18 protein-coding genes are annotated in these 19,143 nt (G+C 57.7%); 12 read left to right on the plus strand and 6 right to left on the minus strand.

Going from position 1 to position 19,143, the window contains the following annotated elements:
- The 5 genes from ACUVTU_RS07595 to ACUVTU_RS07615 form a co-directional block, all read left to right on the plus strand.
- A partial coding sequence (locus ACUVTU_RS07595) for an ATP-binding protein (RefSeq protein ID WP_445889361.1) occupies positions 1–1,026 on the plus strand: 1,026 nt, incomplete at its 5' end.
- Positions 1,027–1,042: 16 nt separating this feature from the next.
- Positions 1,043–2,593 carry an acyl-CoA carboxylase subunit beta gene (locus tag ACUVTU_RS07600; RefSeq protein ID WP_445889362.1) on the plus strand — a complete coding sequence of 517 codons (1,551 nt, stop codon included), beginning with the start codon at positions 1,043–1,045 and terminating at the stop codon, positions 2,591–2,593.
- 17 nt (positions 2,594–2,610) lie between these two features.
- On the plus strand, positions 2,611–4,173 hold the full coding sequence (locus tag ACUVTU_RS07605; protein ID WP_445889363.1) for an acyl-CoA carboxylase subunit beta: 1,563 nt from the start codon (positions 2,611–2,613) through the stop codon (positions 4,171–4,173).
- Positions 4,174–4,246: 73 nt separating this feature from the next.
- Complete coding sequence (locus tag ACUVTU_RS07610) at positions 4,247–5,158, plus strand: class I adenylate-forming enzyme family protein (protein ID WP_445889364.1); 912 nt, start codon at positions 4,247–4,249, stop codon at positions 5,156–5,158.
- A gap of 287 nt (positions 5,159–5,445) precedes the next feature.
- Positions 5,446–6,006 (plus strand): Uma2 family endonuclease, encoded by a 561-nt coding sequence (locus tag ACUVTU_RS07615; protein WP_445889365.1) that lies wholly within the window; start codon positions 5,446–5,448, stop codon positions 6,004–6,006.
- Here ACUVTU_RS07615 and ACUVTU_RS07620 read toward each other — a convergent pair.
- Positions 6,003–6,677 (minus strand): undecaprenyl diphosphate synthase family protein, encoded by a 675-nt coding sequence (locus ACUVTU_RS07620; protein ID WP_445889366.1) that lies wholly within the window; start codon positions 6,675–6,677, stop codon positions 6,003–6,005. The two genes, ACUVTU_RS07615 and ACUVTU_RS07620, sit on opposite strands and share 4 nt — an antisense overlap.
- A 242-nt stretch (positions 6,678–6,919) precedes the next feature.
- Between ACUVTU_RS07620 and ACUVTU_RS07625 the strand changes: the two genes are divergently transcribed.
- Complete coding sequence (locus ACUVTU_RS07625; RefSeq protein ID WP_445889367.1) at positions 6,920–7,894, plus strand: hypothetical protein; 975 nt, start codon at positions 6,920–6,922, stop codon at positions 7,892–7,894.
- 146 nt (positions 7,895–8,040) lie between these two features.
- Here the strand turns inward: ACUVTU_RS07625 and ACUVTU_RS07630 are convergent, their stop codons facing one another.
- The 4 genes from ACUVTU_RS07630 to rmuC all read right to left on the minus strand — a co-directional run bounded on the left by ACUVTU_RS07630 (position 8,041) and on the right by rmuC (position 11,693).
- Positions 8,041–8,871 (minus strand): hypothetical protein, encoded by an 831-nt coding sequence (locus tag ACUVTU_RS07630; RefSeq protein WP_445889368.1) that lies wholly within the window; start codon positions 8,869–8,871, stop codon positions 8,041–8,043.
- Positions 8,872–8,952: 81 nt separating this feature from the next.
- Entirely contained in the window at positions 8,953–9,360 is a 408-nt protein-coding gene (locus ACUVTU_RS07635; protein ID WP_445889369.1) for a hypothetical protein, read from the minus strand.
- A gap of 138 nt (positions 9,361–9,498) precedes the next feature.
- The gene (locus tag ACUVTU_RS07640; RefSeq protein ID WP_445889370.1) at positions 9,499–10,215 is read right to left on the minus strand and encodes a CAP domain-containing protein; all 717 of its coding nucleotides are present in this window, start codon (positions 10,213–10,215) and stop codon (positions 9,499–9,501) included.
- Positions 10,216–10,382: 167 nt separating this feature from the next.
- The gene (gene rmuC, locus ACUVTU_RS07645) at positions 10,383–11,693 is read right to left on the minus strand and encodes a DNA recombination protein RmuC (RefSeq protein WP_445889371.1); all 1,311 of its coding nucleotides are present in this window, start codon (positions 11,691–11,693) and stop codon (positions 10,383–10,385) included.
- Positions 11,694–11,960: 267 nt separating this feature from the next.
- Between rmuC and ACUVTU_RS07650 the strand changes: the two genes are divergently transcribed.
- From ACUVTU_RS07650 to rfbD, 5 genes are all read left to right on the plus strand, one after another.
- On the plus strand, positions 11,961–13,598 hold the full coding sequence (locus ACUVTU_RS07650; RefSeq protein WP_445889372.1) for an alkaline phosphatase: 1,638 nt from the start codon (positions 11,961–11,963) through the stop codon (positions 13,596–13,598).
- 213 nt (positions 13,599–13,811) lie between these two features.
- On the plus strand, positions 13,812–14,885 hold the full coding sequence (gene rfbB / locus ACUVTU_RS07655; protein WP_445889373.1) for a dTDP-glucose 4,6-dehydratase: 1,074 nt from the start codon (positions 13,812–13,814) through the stop codon (positions 14,883–14,885).
- Positions 14,886–14,901: 16 nt separating this feature from the next.
- Positions 14,902–15,807: a glucose-1-phosphate thymidylyltransferase RfbA gene (gene rfbA, locus ACUVTU_RS07660; protein WP_445889395.1), complete on the plus strand. Its 906-nt coding sequence runs from the start codon at positions 14,902–14,904 to the stop codon at positions 15,805–15,807.
- A 3-nt stretch (positions 15,808–15,810) separates the two neighbouring features.
- A complete protein-coding gene (locus ACUVTU_RS07665) occupies positions 15,811–16,299 on the plus strand; it encodes a dTDP-4-dehydrorhamnose 3,5-epimerase family protein (protein ID WP_445889374.1) in 489 nt (162 codons plus the stop codon).
- A 3-nt stretch (positions 16,300–16,302) separates the two neighbouring features.
- A complete protein-coding gene (gene rfbD / locus ACUVTU_RS07670) occupies positions 16,303–17,205 on the plus strand; it encodes a dTDP-4-dehydrorhamnose reductase (RefSeq protein WP_445889375.1) in 903 nt (300 codons plus the stop codon).
- Here the strand turns inward: rfbD and ACUVTU_RS07675 are convergent.
- Complete coding sequence (locus ACUVTU_RS07675) at positions 17,170–17,580, minus strand: holo-ACP synthase (protein WP_445889376.1); 411 nt, start codon at positions 17,578–17,580, stop codon at positions 17,170–17,172. The genes rfbD and ACUVTU_RS07675 overlap by 36 nt on opposite strands.
- Before the next feature lie 279 nt (positions 17,581–17,859).
- Here ACUVTU_RS07675 and ACUVTU_RS07680 point away from each other — a divergent pair, with 279 nt between their 5' ends.
- Positions 17,860–19,140, plus strand: coding sequence for an efflux RND transporter periplasmic adaptor subunit (locus ACUVTU_RS07680; protein ID WP_445889377.1), 1,281 nt, complete (start codon positions 17,860–17,862; stop codon positions 19,138–19,140).
- Positions 19,141–19,143: the final 3 nt, after the last annotated feature.

The following is a 19,143-nucleotide window of genomic DNA, read 5'->3' on the forward strand; positions in this document are numbered from 1 at the left end:
CTGGCAGGCAGCAAGCTGGCCGCCAGGGAGCGGGCGGCGGCGGCCGGGGTGCCCGTGCTGCCGGGCAGCCCGCAAGGTGTGACCAACCGGGAGCGGGCGCTGGCGGTAGCCAGCGAAATCGGCTATCCGGTGATCTTAAAGGCCAGTGCCGGCGGGGGCGGGCGGGGCATGCGCATCTGCCGGGACGGCCGGGAACTGGCGGAGGAACTGGCCATTGCCCGGGCCGAAGCGGCGGCTGCCTTTGGCGATGGTACGCTGTACCTGGAAAAGTATCTGGTACGGCCCCGGCATATCGAGGTGCAGATTCTGGGCGACCGCTATGGCCGGCTGGAGCACCTGGGTGAGCGGGAGTGCTCAGTGCAGCGCCGCTACCAGAAGCTGGTGGAGGAGTCGCCCTCACCGGCCCTGGATGAGCAGCTGCGGCTAAGGATGGGCGCGGCCGCGCTGCAGGTGGCGGCGGCCCTGGGTTACAGCAATGCCGGCACGGTGGAATTTTTGCTGGATGATGAGCAGAATTTTTACTTCATGGAAATCAACGCCCGCCTGCAGGTGGAGCACCCGGTCACCGAAATGGTGCGCGGGGTGGATCTGGTGCAGGAGCAGATCCGGCTGGCGGCCGGCGAGACTTTGTCCGCCCGCTTTCAGCCGGCCGGCCCGCGGGGCTGGGCCATCGAGTGCCGTATCAATGCCGAAGACCCGCAGCGGGGTTTTTGGCCCGCGCCGGGCACCATCCAGTGCTACCGCCCGCCCGGCGGCCCGGGGGTGCGCCTGGATACCCATATTTACCAGGGTTATCAGGTGCCGCCCTATTACGACTCGCTGCTGGCCAAACTGGTGGCCTGGGGTCCCGACCGGCCGGCCGCCCTGCGGGTGATGCAGCGGGCGCTAGCAGAGTTTGTCATTGCGCCCATTAGCACCACCCTCGAACTGCACCGGCAAATCATGGCCGATGCCGATTTCCAGGCCGGTCGCTATGACACCGGCTTTGTGCAGCGCTTTTTGCCGCCGGATGAGGAGGACGATTAGTTAAGGGGTGAGCAAGATGGGCCAGTGGATGGATGGATATTTGCAAAAACTGGCCCGCCTGCGGGAGGAAAACGCCCGCGGCGGGGGCGAGGAACTGCAGGCCCGGCAGCGCGAGCTGGGCAAGCTGACCGCCCGCCAGCGCATCGAGCGCCTGCTGGATCCGGACAGCTTTGAGGAGATCGGTTCGGCAGTGCGGGACACCCGGCCGCCCCTGGACGGCCGCTCCCGGCCCAGTCCGGGGGACGGGGTGGTGATGGGGCTGGGGCGCATTGCCGGCCGGCAGGTGCTGGTCTACGCCCTGGATTTCACCGTCATGGGCGGCGCTCTGGGTGACCAGGCGGCCTGGAAGCTGGTGGAGCTGGCCCAAATGGCCGGCCGCTTCCGGATGCCGCTGATCGGCATTTTTGACTCGGCCGGAGAGCGCCTGAGCATGGCGGACGGGGCGGTGGGGTATAGCGGTCTGGCCACGCTGCTCCGCCAGTACTGCCTGTATTCGGGGGTGGTGCCCCGCATTCACCTGCTGCTGGGTCCCTGTACCGGGCTTTTGGCCTACCTGCAGGTGCTGGCTGATTTTCTGATCATGCACCGGCAAAACGCCTTTCTCTGGCTGGGCGGGGAGATCAGCACCCCCGGCGCCGGTTCGGCCGACTTCCACATGCGCCGCAGCGGCCAGTGCGATCTGGTGGCCGACAGCGACCAGCAGGCCCTGGAGCTGGCCCGGCAGCTGCTGGAGTATCTGCCCCAGAGCTGCTGGGAAAGGCCGCCCCGGCTGCCGTTTAAGGAAGATGCCGGCCGCCTGCTGCCCGAACTGCCCGGAGTGTTGCCCGACAATCCCAAATTCACCTACGACATGCACGAGGTGATCGAACAGATTGTGGACGACGGCCGCTTTCTGGAGCTAAAGGCCGATTACGCCCCCCACCTGATCACGGGTTTTGCCCGCCTGGGCGGCCGGGTGGTGGGCCTGGTGGCCAACAATCCGGAGGAATTGAGCGGCATCTTTGAGCCCGATTCTTCAGACAAATACGACCGCTTTATGAACATCCTGGACGCTTTCCACATCCCCCTGGTCACCCTGGTGGACACTACCGCTTTTGTGCCGGGGGATAAATGGGAAAAACTGGGCGTAATCCGGCACGGGGCCAAACTGCTGCACAGCTATGCCAACCTCACCTGTCCCAAGGTGACCGTGGTGCTGCGCCGCTCCTACGGCGGGGGTAACATTGTCATGGGCTGTTCGCGCATGTATCCCGACTTCGTCTACGGCTGGCCCACCATGGAGTTTGCCCCCACCGGGCCGGAAACCGTAGTGCACGCCGTGTTCCACAAGGAGCTGGAAGCGGCGCGGCAAAAGGGCAACTACGAGCAGGTGTTCAACTTCTACCTGGGCATTTTGAAAGAGATGTTCAGCGTGTTCCAGATGGGCCAGCAGTGGACCACCTACTACACGGTGCACGAGATCATCCACCCGGCCGAGACGCGGGCCCGCATCCTGCGAGCTCTGGAAGCCACGGCCGACAAGCACGAGGAGTTGCCCGAGAGAAAACGCTGGATCAAGCCGGCTTGATGTGAGGTGACGCGGCAATGGGTAAAGTGATGCAAGAAGCCTGCCGGCGGCTGGAAGAAATCCGGCAGCGCAACCTGGAGGGGGGCGGCGCGGCGGCCATCGAGCGGCAGCACGCCCGGGGCAAGCTGACCGCCCGGGAGAGGATTGACTGCCTGCTGGATGAGGACAGCTTTGCCGAGCTGGGCTCCTGTGTGCAGTCCACCGGCCGGCGCATTGACGGCAAGCGGGCCGAGGCTCCCTGCGACGGGGCGGTGGTTGGCACTGGGCGGGTGGAGGGCCGGCCGGTGGCGGTTTACGCCAGCGATTTCACGGTGTTTGGTGGTTCCATCGGCACCCAGCACCTGATGAAGTGCGCCCGGCTGATTGAAATGGCCGCCGCCTGGGGTATTCCCATGGTCTGGCTGCTGGATTCCTCCGGAGGGCGCCTGGGCTACCAGGATATTCCCACGGCGGGCATCGACTGGTATTTCGCTCTGGAAGCCCGCTATTCGGGAGTGATCCCCCAGATCAATGTGCTCATGGGCCCCTGCATTGCCGGGCAGGCCTATGCGCCCACCCTGTGCGATTTTCTGCTCATGAGCCGGGGTACGGGTTACCTGTGGCTGGGCGGCCCGCGCATGGTGGAGGCGGCCACCTCGGAGAAATTCGCTCAGGACCGGGAAATGGGCGGGGCCGACTACCATATGGCCTACAGCGGCACCTGCGACCTGGTGGGCGAGGGCGACCGGGAAACCATCGGGCTGGCCCGCACCCTGCTGGGTTACCTGCCCTCCAACTGGCGGGAGAAGCCCCCCCGCCGGGAGACCGCCGACAGCCCGGGACGCCTGTTGAGCGGGCTGGACGACCTGGTGCCCGACGACTGCGCCCGGGGCTATGACATGCACAATTTGATCGAGCAACTGGTGGACGACGGGGAGTATTTCGAGATCAAAAAGGACTATGCTCCCCAGCTGATCACCTGTTTTGGCCGCCTGAATGGGGAAGTGGTGGGCATAGTGGCCAGCAATCCCGGCCAGAAGGGCAGTGTGCTGGAGATTAACTCCTGCGACAAGTACTACCGCTTTTTGCAGGTGCTGGACGCCTATAATATCCCCCTGATTACCCTGATTGACACTCCGCCCGGCGTGCCGGGCCAGGAGCAGGAAGCGCTGGGTCTCCTGCGGCACGGGGCCAAAGTGCTGGATGTATACGCCACGGCCACCATTCCCAAGATCAGTGTAATCGTCCGGCAGGCCTATGGCGATGCCGGCAGTATCCTGCTGGGAGGAGTGAAGGGGCTGGGGGTAGATCTGTGCTACGCCTGGCCGGTGGCCCGGCTGGCCATCGAGTCTGCGCAGCTGGACTACCACCGCGTGTACGGCCGGGGGGTGGAGGCCGATGCCCATAGCGGCTACCTGGACCGGGCTCGCCAGGTGCTGGACGTGTTCCAGGTGGCCGGCAGCTGGACGGCCGGGGTGGTGGATGAGGTGATTCTGCCCGCCGAGACCCGGCGCAAGCTCTGCGAGGCCCTGGAGATCACCCGCCGTAAAAGCGAAAAACTGCCCCCGCGGGCCAAAAAGCACGGTACCGCTCCGGGCTAGGAAGCTGCCGGGCTGTGCCCCGGCCCATGACCGCTGCATGCCAGCATGTTTTGCGCTTTAAGACCGGGCAGGTTTGCTGCAGGACGGTGCCCAGCACACTCTGCTCACCACCACACTGGTAGCCGGAGGCACCTCGGTGGTCATGCGGGGCTTTGAACCGGGAGCCCTGCTGCAGATCCTGCAGGCCGAAAAGGTAACCCTGCTTTTCGCCCTGCCCATGATGTACCGCTATTTACTGGAGCACCCGGCGGTGGACAGCTTTGACCTTTCCGCGCTGCGCACCTGCCTGTACGCCATGACGCCCATGGACCGGCGCACCCTGGAGCTGGCCCGGCAAAAATTCCCTGCCCGGTTTGTGCTGGGCACCGGCCAGACCGAATGCTACCCCACCACCAATTACTACCGGCCGGAATGGTATCCGGACAAGGAGGGCAACATCTGGGGGATGTCCTCACCCTGCTATGACACGGCAGTGATGGATGAGCAGGGCAATTTACTGCCGCCCGGGCAGGTGGGGGAGATTGTCTGGCGGGGGCCGGGAGCCATGGAGGGATATTTCAAGGACGCAGAAGCCACCCTGCAGTCCCGCCGCTTTGGCTGGCACCATTCCGGCGACATGGGCTACATCGACCAGGACGGCATGCTGGTCTTTGTGGATCGCAAGAAAGATATGATCAAGACCGGTGGGGAAAATGTACCCTCCCTGCGGGTGGAAACCGTGATCCTGGCCCATCCCGATGTAGAAGCTGCTGCCGTGATTGGCCTGCCCCACCCCCACTGGGTAGAGGCGGTCACCGCCGTGGTGGTGCCCCGGCCGGGCAGCAATCTGACCGAACAGGAAGTGAACCGCTGGTGCCGGCAGGAACTGGGCGGTTTCCAGGTGCCCAAGGCGGTGATTTTAGTGCAAGAACTGCCCCGTACCACCACCGGTAAAGTGAAAAAACACGAGCTGCGCAAAATGTTTGCCGGGCATTATGGAGCGTGAGCTGGCCAAATTTCCTTGCTGACGGCGGGGTTATGATCCCTGATGGATACTCTCTGAGCCAGTCTATAAAACCGGGTTAAACTTCTACCTGTGCCACCGCTCAAGTGGTGGCTTTTTTTATTCCGGGACGGCCATGGCCGTGTAAAATTTCAGCAGGTGGTGCAGGGAAATGCCCTCCCTTGAACATAGAAATGAAACCTCAGGCTGGTTGTAGGCAAATGTGTTGTGGAGGTATAATATTTACCAAAACAGCAGCCAGCATCTGGCCAGGGAGGAGGGGTGAAATCATGTCCGGTGGGCCGTACACCTATGACGACTATCGCCTGTTGGAGGAGGGCGGCCGCTATTTCTTAATGGAGGGGGAACTGGTGATGGTACCGGCACCGCGCACTGTGCACCAGCGGATAAGCAAAATGCTGCAAAAGCACATGGACAGGTTTGTAGAAAGCCATAATCTGGGCGAAGTGCTTTATGCGCCGGTGGATGTTTACCTGAGTGAGAAAGACGTGCTGCAGCCCGATATCATTTTCATTTCCCGGGGCCGCCTGGCCATCATTACCGAGGAAAACATCAAAGGCGCTCCCGACCTGGTAGTGGAAATCCTCTCTCCGGCCACAGCCCGCTATGACAAGGTGACCAAGAGCCGCCTTTATTACCAGTACGGGGTGCAGGAATACTGGCTGGTGGACCCGGACGGGCAGGTAGTGCAGGTGTTTGAGCGGGGCGAGCGCTATTGGAACCTGTACGATGCCTTTGACGTAGAGCAGACGCTTACTTCACCCCTTTTGCCCGGACTGGAAGTCCCCCTGGCCCGGGTTTTTGCTCCTCTGCCGGGCAGCACGGGCTAGCCGCCCAGGGTGATATCCTGGGTTTCGTACCAGCGGAGTGCCTGATAAAAGTGCTCCGGCACGAAATCGGGCCAGAGGTCGTCCACCACGTAGAAGTCGGCATAAATAGACTGCACAGGCAAAAAGCCGCTCAGTCTTCTCCGGCCGCCCCAGCGGATGATCAGGTCGATGCGGGATATATCGGCGGAAGCAATGGCCCCCGGCAGGCCCCTGACCGGGGTGCTGCCCCGGGAAAGAGCATGCTGTTGGGCATGGCTCAAATCCCACTTCCAGCCGTAATTGACCAGGAAATTCACCCGGATCAGGTCCCGGCCGAAGGTGTACCTTTGGGTATAAGGCAGCAGTTCCCGGGGGAACAGCGGGGAGCGGTAATCTCCCACCACCAGCAGGGAGGCATCGCGGTGGGCCAGCAGGTGCACCGCGTCGACGCAGGCCTTTTGGAATGCCCGGCACTGTACGGCCGGGCGTTTGGTGTTGTCCTGGGTGAAACCGTAAAAGGTCAGTTCCTGGACCCCCAGCTCTACGCACATTTCATAGAGCAGCAGACCCGGCTGCAGTCCTTTTTCGTAGCCTGCCTCTTTGGGCAGGCCGTTTTTTTCCGCCCAGCGGCGGTTGCCGTCGGGGATCACGCCGATGTGGCGGGGGATTCGCTTAAATTTGGACCCGGGCATGCGCTTCACCTCGCACCAAAAGGTTACCCGGGGCGGGCCAGAAATATGCAAAAAATAGGCATAAAGTCAAGTGTTGTCACACATAGGAACAATTACCATATAATGTAAACAGAAGCAATACACGATATTGCCCGGGTCAGATGACAGACCGGTCAGGGGGGATGCTGCAAGAAGCGTAGCAAGGTACTTTATTGGGCTGTGTGCTGAAAATCTGTAATCTTTCTTTTAGGAGGTTTTTCATTATGGCAATCAAACCGGGCCGGTGCCCTACACTGCCGGACGGAACTCCCAACTGCCCGCCGTTTACTGAAAAAGATTGTATTGAAGTAATCAAGGTTTACGACCAGTGTGTGAAAGAGGATGAGCTTTTAAGTTTCAATGCGGTTGATGCTGTGATCTGTAACGCTTTGCTTTTGCCTATACAGCCTACCGATGTAATTACCTGTACAGTCACAAATCCCCTGAGCTGTACCGTAACCTTTGGGGATTTCACCACTCCCTTCTTTCGCAGAATCAGGGTTTTTCAGACCATCGGGGTCACAGTGGTGGTAACGAGAGGAGCCATCGAGGTATGTAACTTCGCTACCACCCTGAGCAGTTTCCAGACCATTGTGCTGTGGGCCCCACCCGGCACATTTGTGGAGTGTGTGCCCCTTTCGGTAGGCGACTGCACCTGTGAAGTGGTGAACGTTAACGGCTCGCAGTTTATCATCTGCAGCGTGACGGTGTGCAAGGATTTTCAGGTGAAGGCTCCGGTCAAGCTGCTGGTGCCCAGCTACGGCTTCTGCGAACCGGTGCCCTGTCAGCCCGCTCCCGAAGACGGCCTGGTATGTCCGCCCGAGCCTCAGTTCCCGACCCAGCTGTGCCAGTTTTCGCCGGTGGTTACCGTGCAGGACAACGGCGCTGGCATTGCCGGCCTGGTGGTCAGCATTGATCGCAATAACGCCACCATCAGCGAAACCACGGTTGCTCCCAATGGAGATGCCGTCTTTGACACCATTGGCGCTATTGCCGGCGGTATTGATGTCATCCGGTTTACGCTGAACAACAAGCAGGTGGTCTTCCCCGTGCCGGTGGAATTCCTGGGTACCGACGGCGTGTTGCGTGACAGCGCTACCGTTTGCAACATCAGATTCAACAGGGTTGCTACCAGTCCGGTTCAGCAGTTTGAAGTATTCATCAACAATGTTCAGCTGCAGGGTGTCATCGATCCCTGATAGGAACCGGTCATATTCGGCGGGCGAACCGGTAACCACAAAAGTCTCTTGCCGGTTCGCCGGCAGCAAAAGGGAGGCAGCGGTCATGCACCGCTGCCTTCCGCATTTTCAGCCATCCGTCCACCCGGACGTGCTACTGCTCACCTTCAGCCGCCTTTGCCCGGAGGCTTCGGAGGCGGGTAGCCGGGCAGGATATGCTTTTCCAGCCCGGGCCGGCCGGGTATTTGTGCCAGGTGTTCAGCTATTTTATAGTTCTTGTCAGGTGGGGTTGCGAGGGGTGCCTGTATTTGCAGGCTGCTGTCTTTGGGAGTGGGGAAGATAAACGAGGGAGGCACGGAAACTTTTGCCCTGTTTTTTACCGGGGCAGCTTTAGGGGGAGAAGGGGGAGGAGCTTGCCGCGCGGTATTTTTTTCTTCTTCCCAACGCTGAATGGCTTTTAGGACAGCTTCGACCAGCATTTCCGGATTGGCCGGTGGCGGTGCGGGGGAGGCTGCGGCCGTTTCTTGCACCGGCAATGGGTCGTCCGGGTGGGTCCTGGTTTTTTGAGCCGGCACCACCTCGGCGGTAATCCGGCCTTCCACCCGCACTTCGGTCCATTTGGTGCGGGAAATGAAATTTCTCAGTGCATCCAGCAGGCCGCTGCCGGCCGGTTTGCCCTCCCTGGTATGCACCTGGAGCGGCTGGCTGAAATAAATCCTTACTTCCACCTCGTCCGGTGGTTTGGTGATTTCCCCCATTTCCTGGCAGAAGGTCCTGGTGGTTACTATGGTGTCGTAGGCATCGTTGTTTAAATACGGCCAGCCGGTGTAACAAAAGACCAGATCATACTGCCCGATGGCTAGAATCTTCCTGCCGTGCTGCAGTTCGGCAGTCAGGTTGATATTGGTAATTTTACAGGTAACAGGGTATCCGGCCAGGGGCAAGGTGAAAAAGGAACGCAGCTCTTTATTAAACCTGGCTACGGTTTGACGGGACATATAATCGCCTCTTTTCCCGAAGTCTGTGATCTAGATAGAAAGGGAGGAATGCCCTTCCCTCCCTTTCTAGCCGGGTATAGCCTACCTGCCCTGGATGCGCTTTTGGCAGCGCAGCGGGGTGGTAAAAGCCGGTCGGCGGGCGCTCTGCAAGTAAAAGCGATGTCCATAGTAGCGTTGGATGGTCTGTTCGTCCAGGCCCAGGGACTTGTAATACTCCAGGATGCCTTGCGGGATTGTCTGCTGGGCAGTATGCGGACCGGCAGAGACTGTGTCCGGTTTACCGGCTGGGCTCGCTTGCTTGACTGCGGCGCTATTTTCTGCCTCCCTGGTTGCTGGATTAACTGTTTGGTCTGGGCATGGGGTTGCCATTTCGATAGGCGCAGGCTTGTCTGTGGTTGCTGGATTCTCCACCGGCGACGCGGCAGCGGTTTCAATTGCCGGAGTTTCCACCGGCAGTGCTTCTGCCGGTTCCAGATCCAGAATTTCCATAAAAAAACCCCCTTGCTTTGTTCTGGCGTGCACTGGCTGTATATAATAACCTCTCCTGGTTATTATATGCAGCCGCAGTCCGGGTGCTACAAAGTGACTGCCAGGCAAGGGGTTTGCTGTATTTTCGGTTATTTATCTTCAGGGTTTGATGAAAAGCTCGACCACCATCACCCAGTTGCCCTGTGGTATCACGGCCACGCCCACTTTGGTGAAGCTCGGGTTGAGCATGATTTGCCGGTGCGAGGTGCTGTTGATCAGCAGCAGGTGAGCCCGGCTTACGTCAGCGGCTTTGGCCAGTGTCTCGCCGTAACGCTGGTATCTGATACCAAAGGTATTCAGCAGTTGGCTGACTGTCCCGTATGTGGGTGAAGTATGGCTGAATGCGTTATGGGTCACCAGGTCGCAGGCCTTGGCCCGGGCCGCCTCTACCAGCCGCATGTCGACCTCTAGGGGAGGGACTCCGTTTTCACTGCGGGCGCTGTTCAGTAGCTGGAACAGGCGGGCTTCCGCAGCAGTCAGCCCGGAGGGTGCTGCCGGCAGTGTTGCGCCTGGTTGGTTCGCCGGCGTGCTTTGCTCCGGAGGAGTGGTGGGAGAGGTGCCGGGTGTTGTTGTAGGATTTGTTCCGGGTGCTGTAGCAGGATTCGTACCGGGTGTTGTGGTGGGGTTGGTGCCGGGTGCCGTGGTACTGCCGGGTGTGGTGCTGCTGTACGCGGGCGTGGTTCTATACTTTTGCAGTTTGTTGTAATAGTCCTGCAAAGCCTGGGAGGCGTGGGCATGGGGGACAAACATCCCTGCGTACAGAAGCAGCAGAGATGCCGTGGCGGTAAGGCGCAGCAAGATTTTTCGCATTTTCATACAATCCCACCTTTAATTTACTAATCTGGTTCCCAGATATTATATTGAAAAATGGCCTGTTTCTCAAACCGGCAGCTTGTCCCGGAGCTTTGGCCGGTAGCCAACAGGTTTGCGGTGGCCGTTTTCAGGGGATTTTCTGCAGGAATGATGGTAAATGGTTAATAATGTCACCGGCGGGGCATTTTTTCCACGCCCTCCAGCACCGGCAGGCCAGTGCTGCCGGCTGCCCCCAGTTCCTGGAAGCGGCGGGCGGTCACCAGCACCCGGCTTTCCAGCGAGCCCACGACCCGGTTGTAGGATTCCACGCTTTTTTCCAGGTGTTTGCGCAGGTCCTGGAAGTGGCCGGCCAAAACACCCAATCGCTCGTACAGCTCCCGGCCCAGGTCGCTGATGGCCCGGGCATTCTGGGCGATTTGCTCCTGGCGCCAGCCGTAGGCCACCGCCTTGAGCAGAGCGATCAGGGTGGTGGGCGTAGCCAGCAGCACCCGCCGGTCGGCGCCGTATTCGATCAGGGCGGGGTCCTGCTCCAGGGCGGCGCTGAAAAAGGTTTCCCCGGGTAAAAAAAGCACTACAAATTCAGGCGCGGTGGCAAACTGGCTCCAGTAGGCCTTGGATTCCAGCATGCCGATGTGGGCGCGGATTTGCCGGGCGTGTTCCTTCAATTTCTGTTGGCGGCTGCTTTCATCGCCGGCTTCCAGGGCTTCCAGGTAAGCCTTGAGCGGCGCTTTGGCATCCACCACAATGGTTTTCTGGTTGGGCAGGTGCACCACCAGGTCGGGGCGCAGGCGGCCCTGGTCGCTTGCCACGGTTACCTGCTCGGAAAAATCGCAGTAGGAGACCATGCCGGCCAGCTCCACCACCCGGCGCAGCTGGATTTCGCCCCAGCGGCCGCGCACTACCGGGGTTTTCAGGGCATTGACCAGGCGGCTGGTTTCGCTCTGCAGGCGGGCGCCGGTATCTAAAAGGGCCCGCACCTGTTCGGTCAGCCCGGCATAGGCCGCGGCCCGGGCCTTTTCCAGCTCCTGAATTTTGCTGTCCACTTTCTCCAGCGACTGCTGCAGCGGCTCTACCAGCCGGGCGATAGCCTCCTGGCGCTTTTCCAGGTCGCCCCGGGCACCCTCCTGAAATTTTTCCAGGGTGGCCCGGGCCAGCTCCAGAAAGGACTGGTTGTTGCTCTGCAGGGCCCGGGCGGCCAGGGCCTGGAAGGCGTCGCTCAGCTCCTGGCGGGCCCGGGTGAGCAGGGCCAGCTTTTCTTCGTTGGCCTTTTGCGACTGCTGGAGAAGGGTTTCCAGTTCGGTCAGCCGGGATCGGGCCTGGGCGTTTTCTGCCTGCAGCCTGTCCAGCGCTTGCTGTAGCTCATCCACCCGCGCGGCCTTTTCCCGGGCGGCCAGGAGCGGGCCGCGCAGCCAGAGCCAGGCCAGCAGGGCGCCCAGCACCGCCCCGGGCAGCAGAGTGGATAGCCACTTTAGACCTTCCATAAAAATAGCCTCCTGAGAAGAAAATCTTGCTAGTTAATTGTAGCGCGATCGGTAGTCGGTTACAAATAATTTTGCCGGGGGTGCCGGGCCAGGGTTGCAAAGGTCGCTGTGTTCGGGAAATCGGATGGCCGACAGTGTTAACCTGTAATAAATAATCATAAGTCCAAAATTTCCCCAATATTAATCCCTTCTTTACAGGTTTCTCCAGAAATATTTAATAAAAATCCCATAGAATACCTCCAGAAAAAATTGTTTGGAGGTGTTCAAGTGCGTCAGAACAGAACCCATCACTTTCTAGCTATTTTGCTGGTAGTAATGCTGCTGGTCAGCACCGGGGTGTCCTGGGCGGCAGACAACCAGACTGCCGCTGCCCGGCCGGTGAAAAATGTCATCCTGCTTATCCCCGATGGCATGAGTGTGGCCGGCACCACCCTGGCCCGCTGGTATCAGGGCGGTCAGCCTCTGGCCCTGGATGAAATGGCCTGCGGTCTGGTGCGCACCTATTCGGCCGACGCCCCCATTGCCGACTCGGCGCCCGCCGGTACGGCCTATGCCACGGGATTCAAGTCTCATACCGGCTATGTGGGCGTATTGCCTGAGGCCAATACCATGCCTGGCTTAAAGCCGCTGAGTGCTGCCGATAAAAAACGGCCTGTGGCCACAGTGCTGGAAGCGGCTCGTTTGGCCGGCAAGTCCACTGGCCTGGTAGTTACCTGTGAAATCCCTCATGCTACTCCGGCCGATTTTTCCGCCCACTATCCCAACCGCAGCAACTACGACGATATTTTAGAGCAACAGGTGTACAACGGTGTGGATGTAGTGCTGGGTGGCGGCAGCAAATTCCTGGCACCGGAAAATCGCAAGGACAAAGAGGATCTGGTGAAAGAGCTCAAAGTTCTGGGTTACCAGTACATCACCAAACCGGCCGAATTGCAGAACATTAAACAGGGCAAGGTGTGGGGTCTGTTTGCTCCCAAGGATCTGAGCTACGATTTTGACCGCAACCCGGCCGAGCAGCCTTCTCTGGCCGAAATGACCCGGAAGGCCATTGAGCTTATTTCTAAAGATAAAGACGGCTTTTTCCTGATGGTGGAGGGCAGCAAAATTGACTGGGCTTCCCACGCCAATGACCCGGTGGGCGTGATTGGCGATATCCTGGCTTTTGACCAGGCCGTAAAAGTGGCTTTGGATTTTGCTAAAAAAGACAAGCAGACCGTGGTGATTGCTGTCACCGACCACGGTAACGGCGGTATCAGTTTTGGTGACCGGGCACTGAGCAAGACCTATGATGAAACGCCACTGGACAGCTTTATCGCTCCCCTGAAAAAAGCTCGTCTAACCGGCGAAGGCGTGGAGAAAAAGCTCAATGCCGAACGCAGCAACATTGGGGAAGTGATGGCCAGCGCATACGGCATTACCGACCTGACGGCAGAGGAAATTGAGCAAATTAAAAACGCGAAAGCGGGCAGCTTGAATTATGTAGTGGGTCCCATAATCAGCAAACGGGCTCATGTGGGCTGGACCACCAACGGGCACACGGGTGAAGACGTAGTGCTGTATATGTACACGCCAGCCGGGGTACCGGGGCTAAAAGGTGTGGTGGAGAACACCGCCATCGCCCAGTATATGGCCAGTGTGCTCAAGCTGGATCTGGCCAGGGTTACCGACCGTCTTTTTGTGGAAGCCAAACCTGCCCTGGAAAAGAAAGGGGCAATGGTAACTCTGGACAATAGTGATGCAGCCAATATCAAGCTGGTAGCTCGAAAAGGCAGTAATAAGCTGGAAATACCTGTTAACAAGAATTATGTACTGTTTAATGGCAAAAAAATATTTCTGCCCGGTGTGAATGTGTATAACGGAGAAAAATTCTTTGTGGCCCGGGACGCTGTTGAATCAATTAAATAAGCGGTTGTCTGCCTCCTCAATATAGGTGTTTTCTGTGGTGTTATAACCCCCTTGTTGGCCGGAAAACCGGCCTTTTTTTATAAACTTAATCTGACTTTAAAGAGGTTCTAAGGCAGGTTAGATTTTTTAATAACAAAAGGTGTATATCATGATGGTTGGAATTGCTTGATATTTTTGCCGGTACTTTCATGGTGCTGTTAAGGAGAGGGGAGCATGAATATTCTGGTGACCGGGGGTTGTGGATTCATCGGGGCTAACTTTTTGAACATGTATGTGTCGCTTTATCCGGAACATAACTTTATTAACCTGGACAAACTGACTTATGCCGCCAACCCTTTCAGCCTGCAGAGCATTGCCCGGCGGCCCAACTATCATTTTGTACATGCTGATCTGGCCGATTATGATCGGGTGGAGGAAGTGTTTTCTCGGTATGACCCGCAGGTAGTGATTCATTTTGCTGCGGAAAGCCATGTAGACCGCAGTATTGTGGGTCCGGCCCCTTTTATCCAGTCCAACATTATGGGTACATTTCATTTACTGGAGGCCTGTCGCCAGTTTTGGGCCGAAAAAACCGACCGGGTGTTTCACCATATAAGCACGGACGAAGTATATGGTTCCCGGTTGGAAGGTTACTGTCAGGAGGGGAGCCCTTACGACCCCAGCAGTCCCTATGCAGCGTCCAAGGCGGCCAGCGACCATCTGGTACGGGCCTATCATCGCACTTATGGTTTGCCGGTAAAGATCACCAACTGCACCAACAACTATGGTCCTTACCAGTTTCCAGAAAAACTGATCCCTCTGATGATTTTGAACGCCATTAACGGCCGGCCGCTGCCGGTATACGGCACGGGGGAGAATGTACGCGACTGGATTTATGTGGAGGATCATTGCCGGGCTATCTGGCTGGTTATGCAAAAAGGTCGTCCGGGTGAGACCTACAATGTGGGGTCGGGTCGCGGGCATACCAACATGGAAGTGGTGCGAATGATTTGCGAGATACTGGCCGAGGAGACCGGGCGTCCGGCTGGAGAATACAAGCAAATGATTACTTTTGTCCAGGACCGGCCGGGACATGATTGGCGCTATGCAGTGGATACCTGCAAGATTAAAACCGAGCTGGGCTGGCAACCCCGGGAAAGTTTGTCCACCGGTTTGCGTAAAACCGTGCGCTGGTATTTGAATAACCGGGCCTGGGTGGAAACGGTGGTTTCTGGTGAATATCAGAAATGGCTGGAGCAAAATTATGCTTTTCGTTTTCAGCTGTCCGGTACTTTATGTGCAAAGTGAGGGGTTGATTAGGATGTTGAAGGGCATTGTACTGGCAGGTGGAGCAGGCAGCCGCCTGTATCCCATGACCAGTGTCACAACCAAGCAATTGCTACCGGTGTATGATAAGCCCATGATTTACTATCCGCTCAGTACCTTGATGTTAACTGGTATCAGGGAGATCCTGATTATTTCCACTCCCCAGGATCTCCCGCATTTTCAGCGCTTGCTGGGCGATGGGAGCCAGTTGGGCTTGAGATTGACCTACCAGGTGCAGCCCCGGCCGGAAGGCATTGCCCAGGCTTTTATTATTGGCCGGCAGTTTATTGGCCAGGATAATGTCTGTTTGATTCTGGGTGATAATATTTTCTATGGTCACGGCTTGCCGGAAATTTTGTCCCGGGCAGCCAGACGCCAGAAAGGTGCGGTTATTTTTGGCTATCCGGTTCAAGATCCCTGGCGTTACGGAGTGGTAGAGTTTGATGCTACGGGACGGGTGATCAGTATCCAGGAAAAACCGGCAGATCCGCCATCATCTTATGCCGTGCCGGGAATATATTTTTATGATTCTCGGGTGGTGGAAATTGCTGCAGCGCTTAAACCTTCCGCCCGGGGAGAGTTGGAAATCACCGATGTGAATATGGCTTACTTAAAGATGGGCGAACTGCGGGTGGAATTGCTGGGTCGGGGGATCGCCTGGCTGGATACTGGTACGCCGGAAAGTTTGCTGGAAGCGGCGGAGTTTATTGCTATTCTGGAGAAGCGTCAGGGGCTGAAAGTAGCCTGTCTAGAAGAAATAGCCTATCATATGGGATATATTGACCGGATGCAGCTGGAGCAACTGTGTGAACGATTGCCTGTTAACAACTATCGCCGGTATTTGCAAGAATTTTTGGCTGTTTCCAGCATCAATGAAGCCTATAAATCAGTGGTGGGAGGTTAACCCGTGCAGGAATGGAAAAGCGGGCCCATTGAGGGGGTTTATATTAAAAATCTGGTCAAAAATGTGGATGAGCGGGGCTTTTTGGTGGAGACCTATCGTTTGGATGAGCTGCCGCCTGATTTGACGCCGGTGATGAGCTATGTTTCCTATACCGAGCCGGGGGTTAGCCGGGGGCCGCATGCTCATGCACACCAGACCGATGTTTTTGCCTTTATCGGGCCGGCCAATTTTTTGGTCAAGCTGTGGGACAACCGTTCATCCAGCCCGACATATGGTAACTGCTTACAGTTCTACGCCGGTCAGGATAACCCGGTACTGGTGGTTGTTCCACCCGGAGTGGTGCACGGGTATAAAAACATTTCTCGTCTGCAGGCGGGAATGGTGCTCAACTACCCCAACCGCCTGTACCGGGGTGAGGGGCGACGGCAAAAGGTGGATGAGATACGGTATGAGGATATGGTTGATGCTCCCTTTTATATGGGGGAAAAGTAAAAAATGAAAATACTTTTACTGGGGAAAAATGGCCAGGTGGGTTGGGAACTGGCCGGGTTGTTGCCGGCTTATGGGACGGTAGTGGCCCTGGGGCGTTCCGAATTGGACCTGATGGACTTTGATGCAGTCATAGAAACCGTGCGCCGGATAAAGCCCCGGCTGATTATCAATGCTGCCGCCTATACCGCTGTAGAGCGGGCAGAGCGAGAACCTCAGGTGGCCATGGCCATAAATGGCATCGCGCCCGGTGTGCTGGCTCTGGAAACTAGGCGGCTGGGGGCCGCATTAATTCATTACTCCACCGATTATGTATTTGACGGACGTAAAAATACTCCTTATACCGAGCAGGATTTACCTGCACCGCTCAACACTTACGGCCTGACCAAATGGGCCGGTGAGCTGGCCGTCAGCCAGGTGGGAGCACCTCATATAATTTTGCGCACCAGCTGGGTTTATAGCAGCCGGGGACAAAATTTCCTGCGCACTATGTTGCGCTTGGCTCGTGAGCAGGAAATACTGCGGGTGGTGAACGATCAGGTGGGTGTTCCTACCTGGAGCCGGTACATAGCCCGGGTGACCATGCGCATTTTACAGCTGGGAGGCAGCGATCCGGTGGGCTTTTTGCAGCAATACGGAGGGATTTATCACCTTACTGCCGCCGGACAAACCACCTGGTACGATTATGCCTGCTTTTTACTGGCGGCCGATCCGGCCCGGCATGAACAGCGGCTTAAGCAGATTTTGCCCATTAGCAGCCGTGAGTATGCCAGCAAGGTAATCCGGCCGGCCTACGGGGTGCTGGGTTGCGATCAACTGGCCCGCCTCTTGGGGCTGCCGGTTCCCGGCTGGCAGGCAGGGGTGGAGCAATGTTTAAAGGAAAGTTTGACCTGGCGCCGGGGAGCCTAAAATGGCGATGGCCAGAGCATGGGTTTGACCATGGCTGATGGAAATCTGGAGGCTGCTGCCGGCGGGCAGGTATTTACGGCCTAAATCGTCTGACAGAAGCACCTGCGGCTGGCCTCCCGGCCGGGAGAAGATTTCTACCTTGGTCCAGTAAACCGGCTGTTCGGTGGGTAGATCCAGGGCGCGCAGGACGGCTTTTTTGGCTGCCAGGCGGCCGGCCAGTTTTTCCAGCGTTCGCCGGCGGTTTTCGCCAGTGCAGGAGGCCAGTTCCCGCCGGGTGAAGCAGTGGTACAGCCCGCCACTGCTTTTATTTATAACAAATTCCTTGATCTGGCTTACAGGTAAAATAGCAACGCCGGGACGAAAATTCCAGTGCATCCAATCAGCCCTTTTTTTGCCTTATTTAACCGAATTTTAAGTTTGATTTAATCTGCTGATCACGGCTTTTCATACAATAAGCTAACACAAAGCCGGTAACATGACAACTGATGTATGCAGTGTGGGTAGGTTAAAGAGTCATTAGGAAAGGGCATATTTGGCCCGTAAAGCGGGATTTAATGTCGTTATCATGGCGATTTGAAAAATAGATTGTTATAATCGAAAAAACAAATAAACAGCTAAAGCTTGAAAAATTACCTGTGGGGAGCGGGATAATAGATGAAACGGTTGGCTGGTTGGCTGAAAACAAAGCGCTTGTTGGTGCTTTGTGGAGTACTGGTGCTGGGCGCAGGCATTGGGTTGTGGCAGCTCAAATCCGGGGCGGCCGGTGGGGGAGTGGAAGTTTATGTATCTGCTGTACGCCAGCAAGAGCTGGCCAGGATGCTGGAAATGCCCGGCACGGTACGCCTGGAGGGTGTAGAGCATTTGACGGCTCGTATTGCAGCGCCCGTGAAGCAGGTGCATGTGCAGGTGGGACAACAGGTGCAGGCGGGGCAACTGCTGGCCGAACTGGATGTGAGCGACTATCAGTTGGATGTACAGCGTTTTAAAGCCCAGGTGGAGCAGGCCCGCTGGCAGCTGGAGCTGGCCCAGGCCGGAGCACGGAAGGAAGAGATAGCCATGTTGGAAGCCAGCCGGCGGCAGGTACAGGCGGCCTGGGAAAAAGCCCGTACTGACCAGCAGCGTTGGGAAATGCTGTACCGAGAAGGTGCTATTGCTCTGCAGCAGCTGGAGGCGGCCCGGCTGGAAACTGTCCGCCTGCGGGAGGAACTAACCCGGGTGGAACAGCAGCTGGCCCAGGCCCGTCAGGGGGCCAGAACACAAGAAGTGGGCGCTTTAAAGGCCAGGCTGGATGAGGTCCGGGCCGGACTGGAGCGGGCCCAACAGCAGGTGGCCTACGGGCGGGTGAGCAGTCCCATTTCCGGCCAGGTCTTGAACCGGGACGTCGAAGTAGGGCAGATGCTCTCGGTAGGTATGCCCATGTTCACTATTGGCGACCGGGCCAACCTGGTGGTGGAAGGGGAAGCGCCCGAGGAAAGCCTCTGGGCACTGCAGGTGGGACGCGAGGTGGAGATAACTGGCAGTGTGCTGCGGGGCAAACAGTGTCGGGGCAAGATTATCCGCATTGCGCCGGTACCCCAAGAAAACCTGCTTAAAAATGAACAGTCGCGGTACATATTCACGATCGCTCTTTCACCAGCGCCGGCCGACCTTTATGCGGGCATGAATGTGCAGGTGCGCTTTGAGCTTAAAGTGCCGGGGGCGCTGGTAATACCTGCCGATGCCCTGTTGGAAAAGGAAAATCAGGCCGATCAGGATACAGTCTGGGTGCTAGAACAGGGCCGGGCCCGCCTGCGCCCGGTAACCGTAGGGGTGAGAGTCGGACGGCAGGTAGAGATTTTAGCCGGGCTTAAAGCGGGCGAAAAAGTGATTTTATCGCCACCGGCCGATTTGAATGAACGAGTACAGGTGCGGGTGCGGGGGCAACAACAGTCTTGAAAT

It is taken from the genome of Desulfurispora sp., assembly GCF_052744395.1.

Bases quoted from the DNA above. Each gene is read 5' to 3' on its own strand.
- ACUVTU_RS07600 (WP_445889362.1), top strand. From the start codon at position 1,043: ATGGGCCAGTGGATGGATGGATATTTGCAAAAACTGGCCCGCCTGCGG.
- ACUVTU_RS07605 (WP_445889363.1), top strand. From the start codon at position 2,611: ATGGGTAAAGTGATGCAAGAAGCCTGCCGGCGGCTGGAAGAAATCCGG.
- ACUVTU_RS07615 (WP_445889365.1), top strand. From the start codon at position 5,446: ATGTCCGGTGGGCCGTACACCTATGACGACTATCGCCTGTTGGAGGAG.
- ACUVTU_RS07620 (WP_445889366.1), bottom strand. From the start codon at position 6,677: ATGCCCGGGTCCAAATTTAAGCGAATCCCCCGCCACATCGGCGTGATC.
- ACUVTU_RS07625 (WP_445889367.1), top strand. From the start codon at position 6,920: ATGGCAATCAAACCGGGCCGGTGCCCTACACTGCCGGACGGAACTCCC.
- ACUVTU_RS07630 (WP_445889368.1), bottom strand. From the start codon at position 8,871: ATGTCCCGTCAAACCGTAGCCAGGTTTAATAAAGAGCTGCGTTCCTTT.
- ACUVTU_RS07635 (WP_445889369.1), bottom strand. From the start codon at position 9,360: ATGGAAATTCTGGATCTGGAACCGGCAGAAGCACTGCCGGTGGAAACT.
- ACUVTU_RS07640 (WP_445889370.1), bottom strand. From the start codon at position 10,215: ATGAAAATGCGAAAAATCTTGCTGCGCCTTACCGCCACGGCATCTCTG.
- rmuC (WP_445889371.1), bottom strand. From the start codon at position 11,693: ATGGAAGGTCTAAAGTGGCTATCCACTCTGCTGCCCGGGGCGGTGCTG.
- rfbB (WP_445889373.1), top strand. From the start codon at position 13,812: ATGAATATTCTGGTGACCGGGGGTTGTGGATTCATCGGGGCTAACTTT.
- rfbD (WP_445889375.1), top strand. From the start codon at position 16,303: ATGAAAATACTTTTACTGGGGAAAAATGGCCAGGTGGGTTGGGAACTG.
- ACUVTU_RS07675 (WP_445889376.1), bottom strand. From the start codon at position 17,580: ATGCACTGGAATTTTCGTCCCGGCGTTGCTATTTTACCTGTAAGCCAG.
- ACUVTU_RS07680 (WP_445889377.1), top strand. From the start codon at position 17,860: ATGAAACGGTTGGCTGGTTGGCTGAAAACAAAGCGCTTGTTGGTGCTT.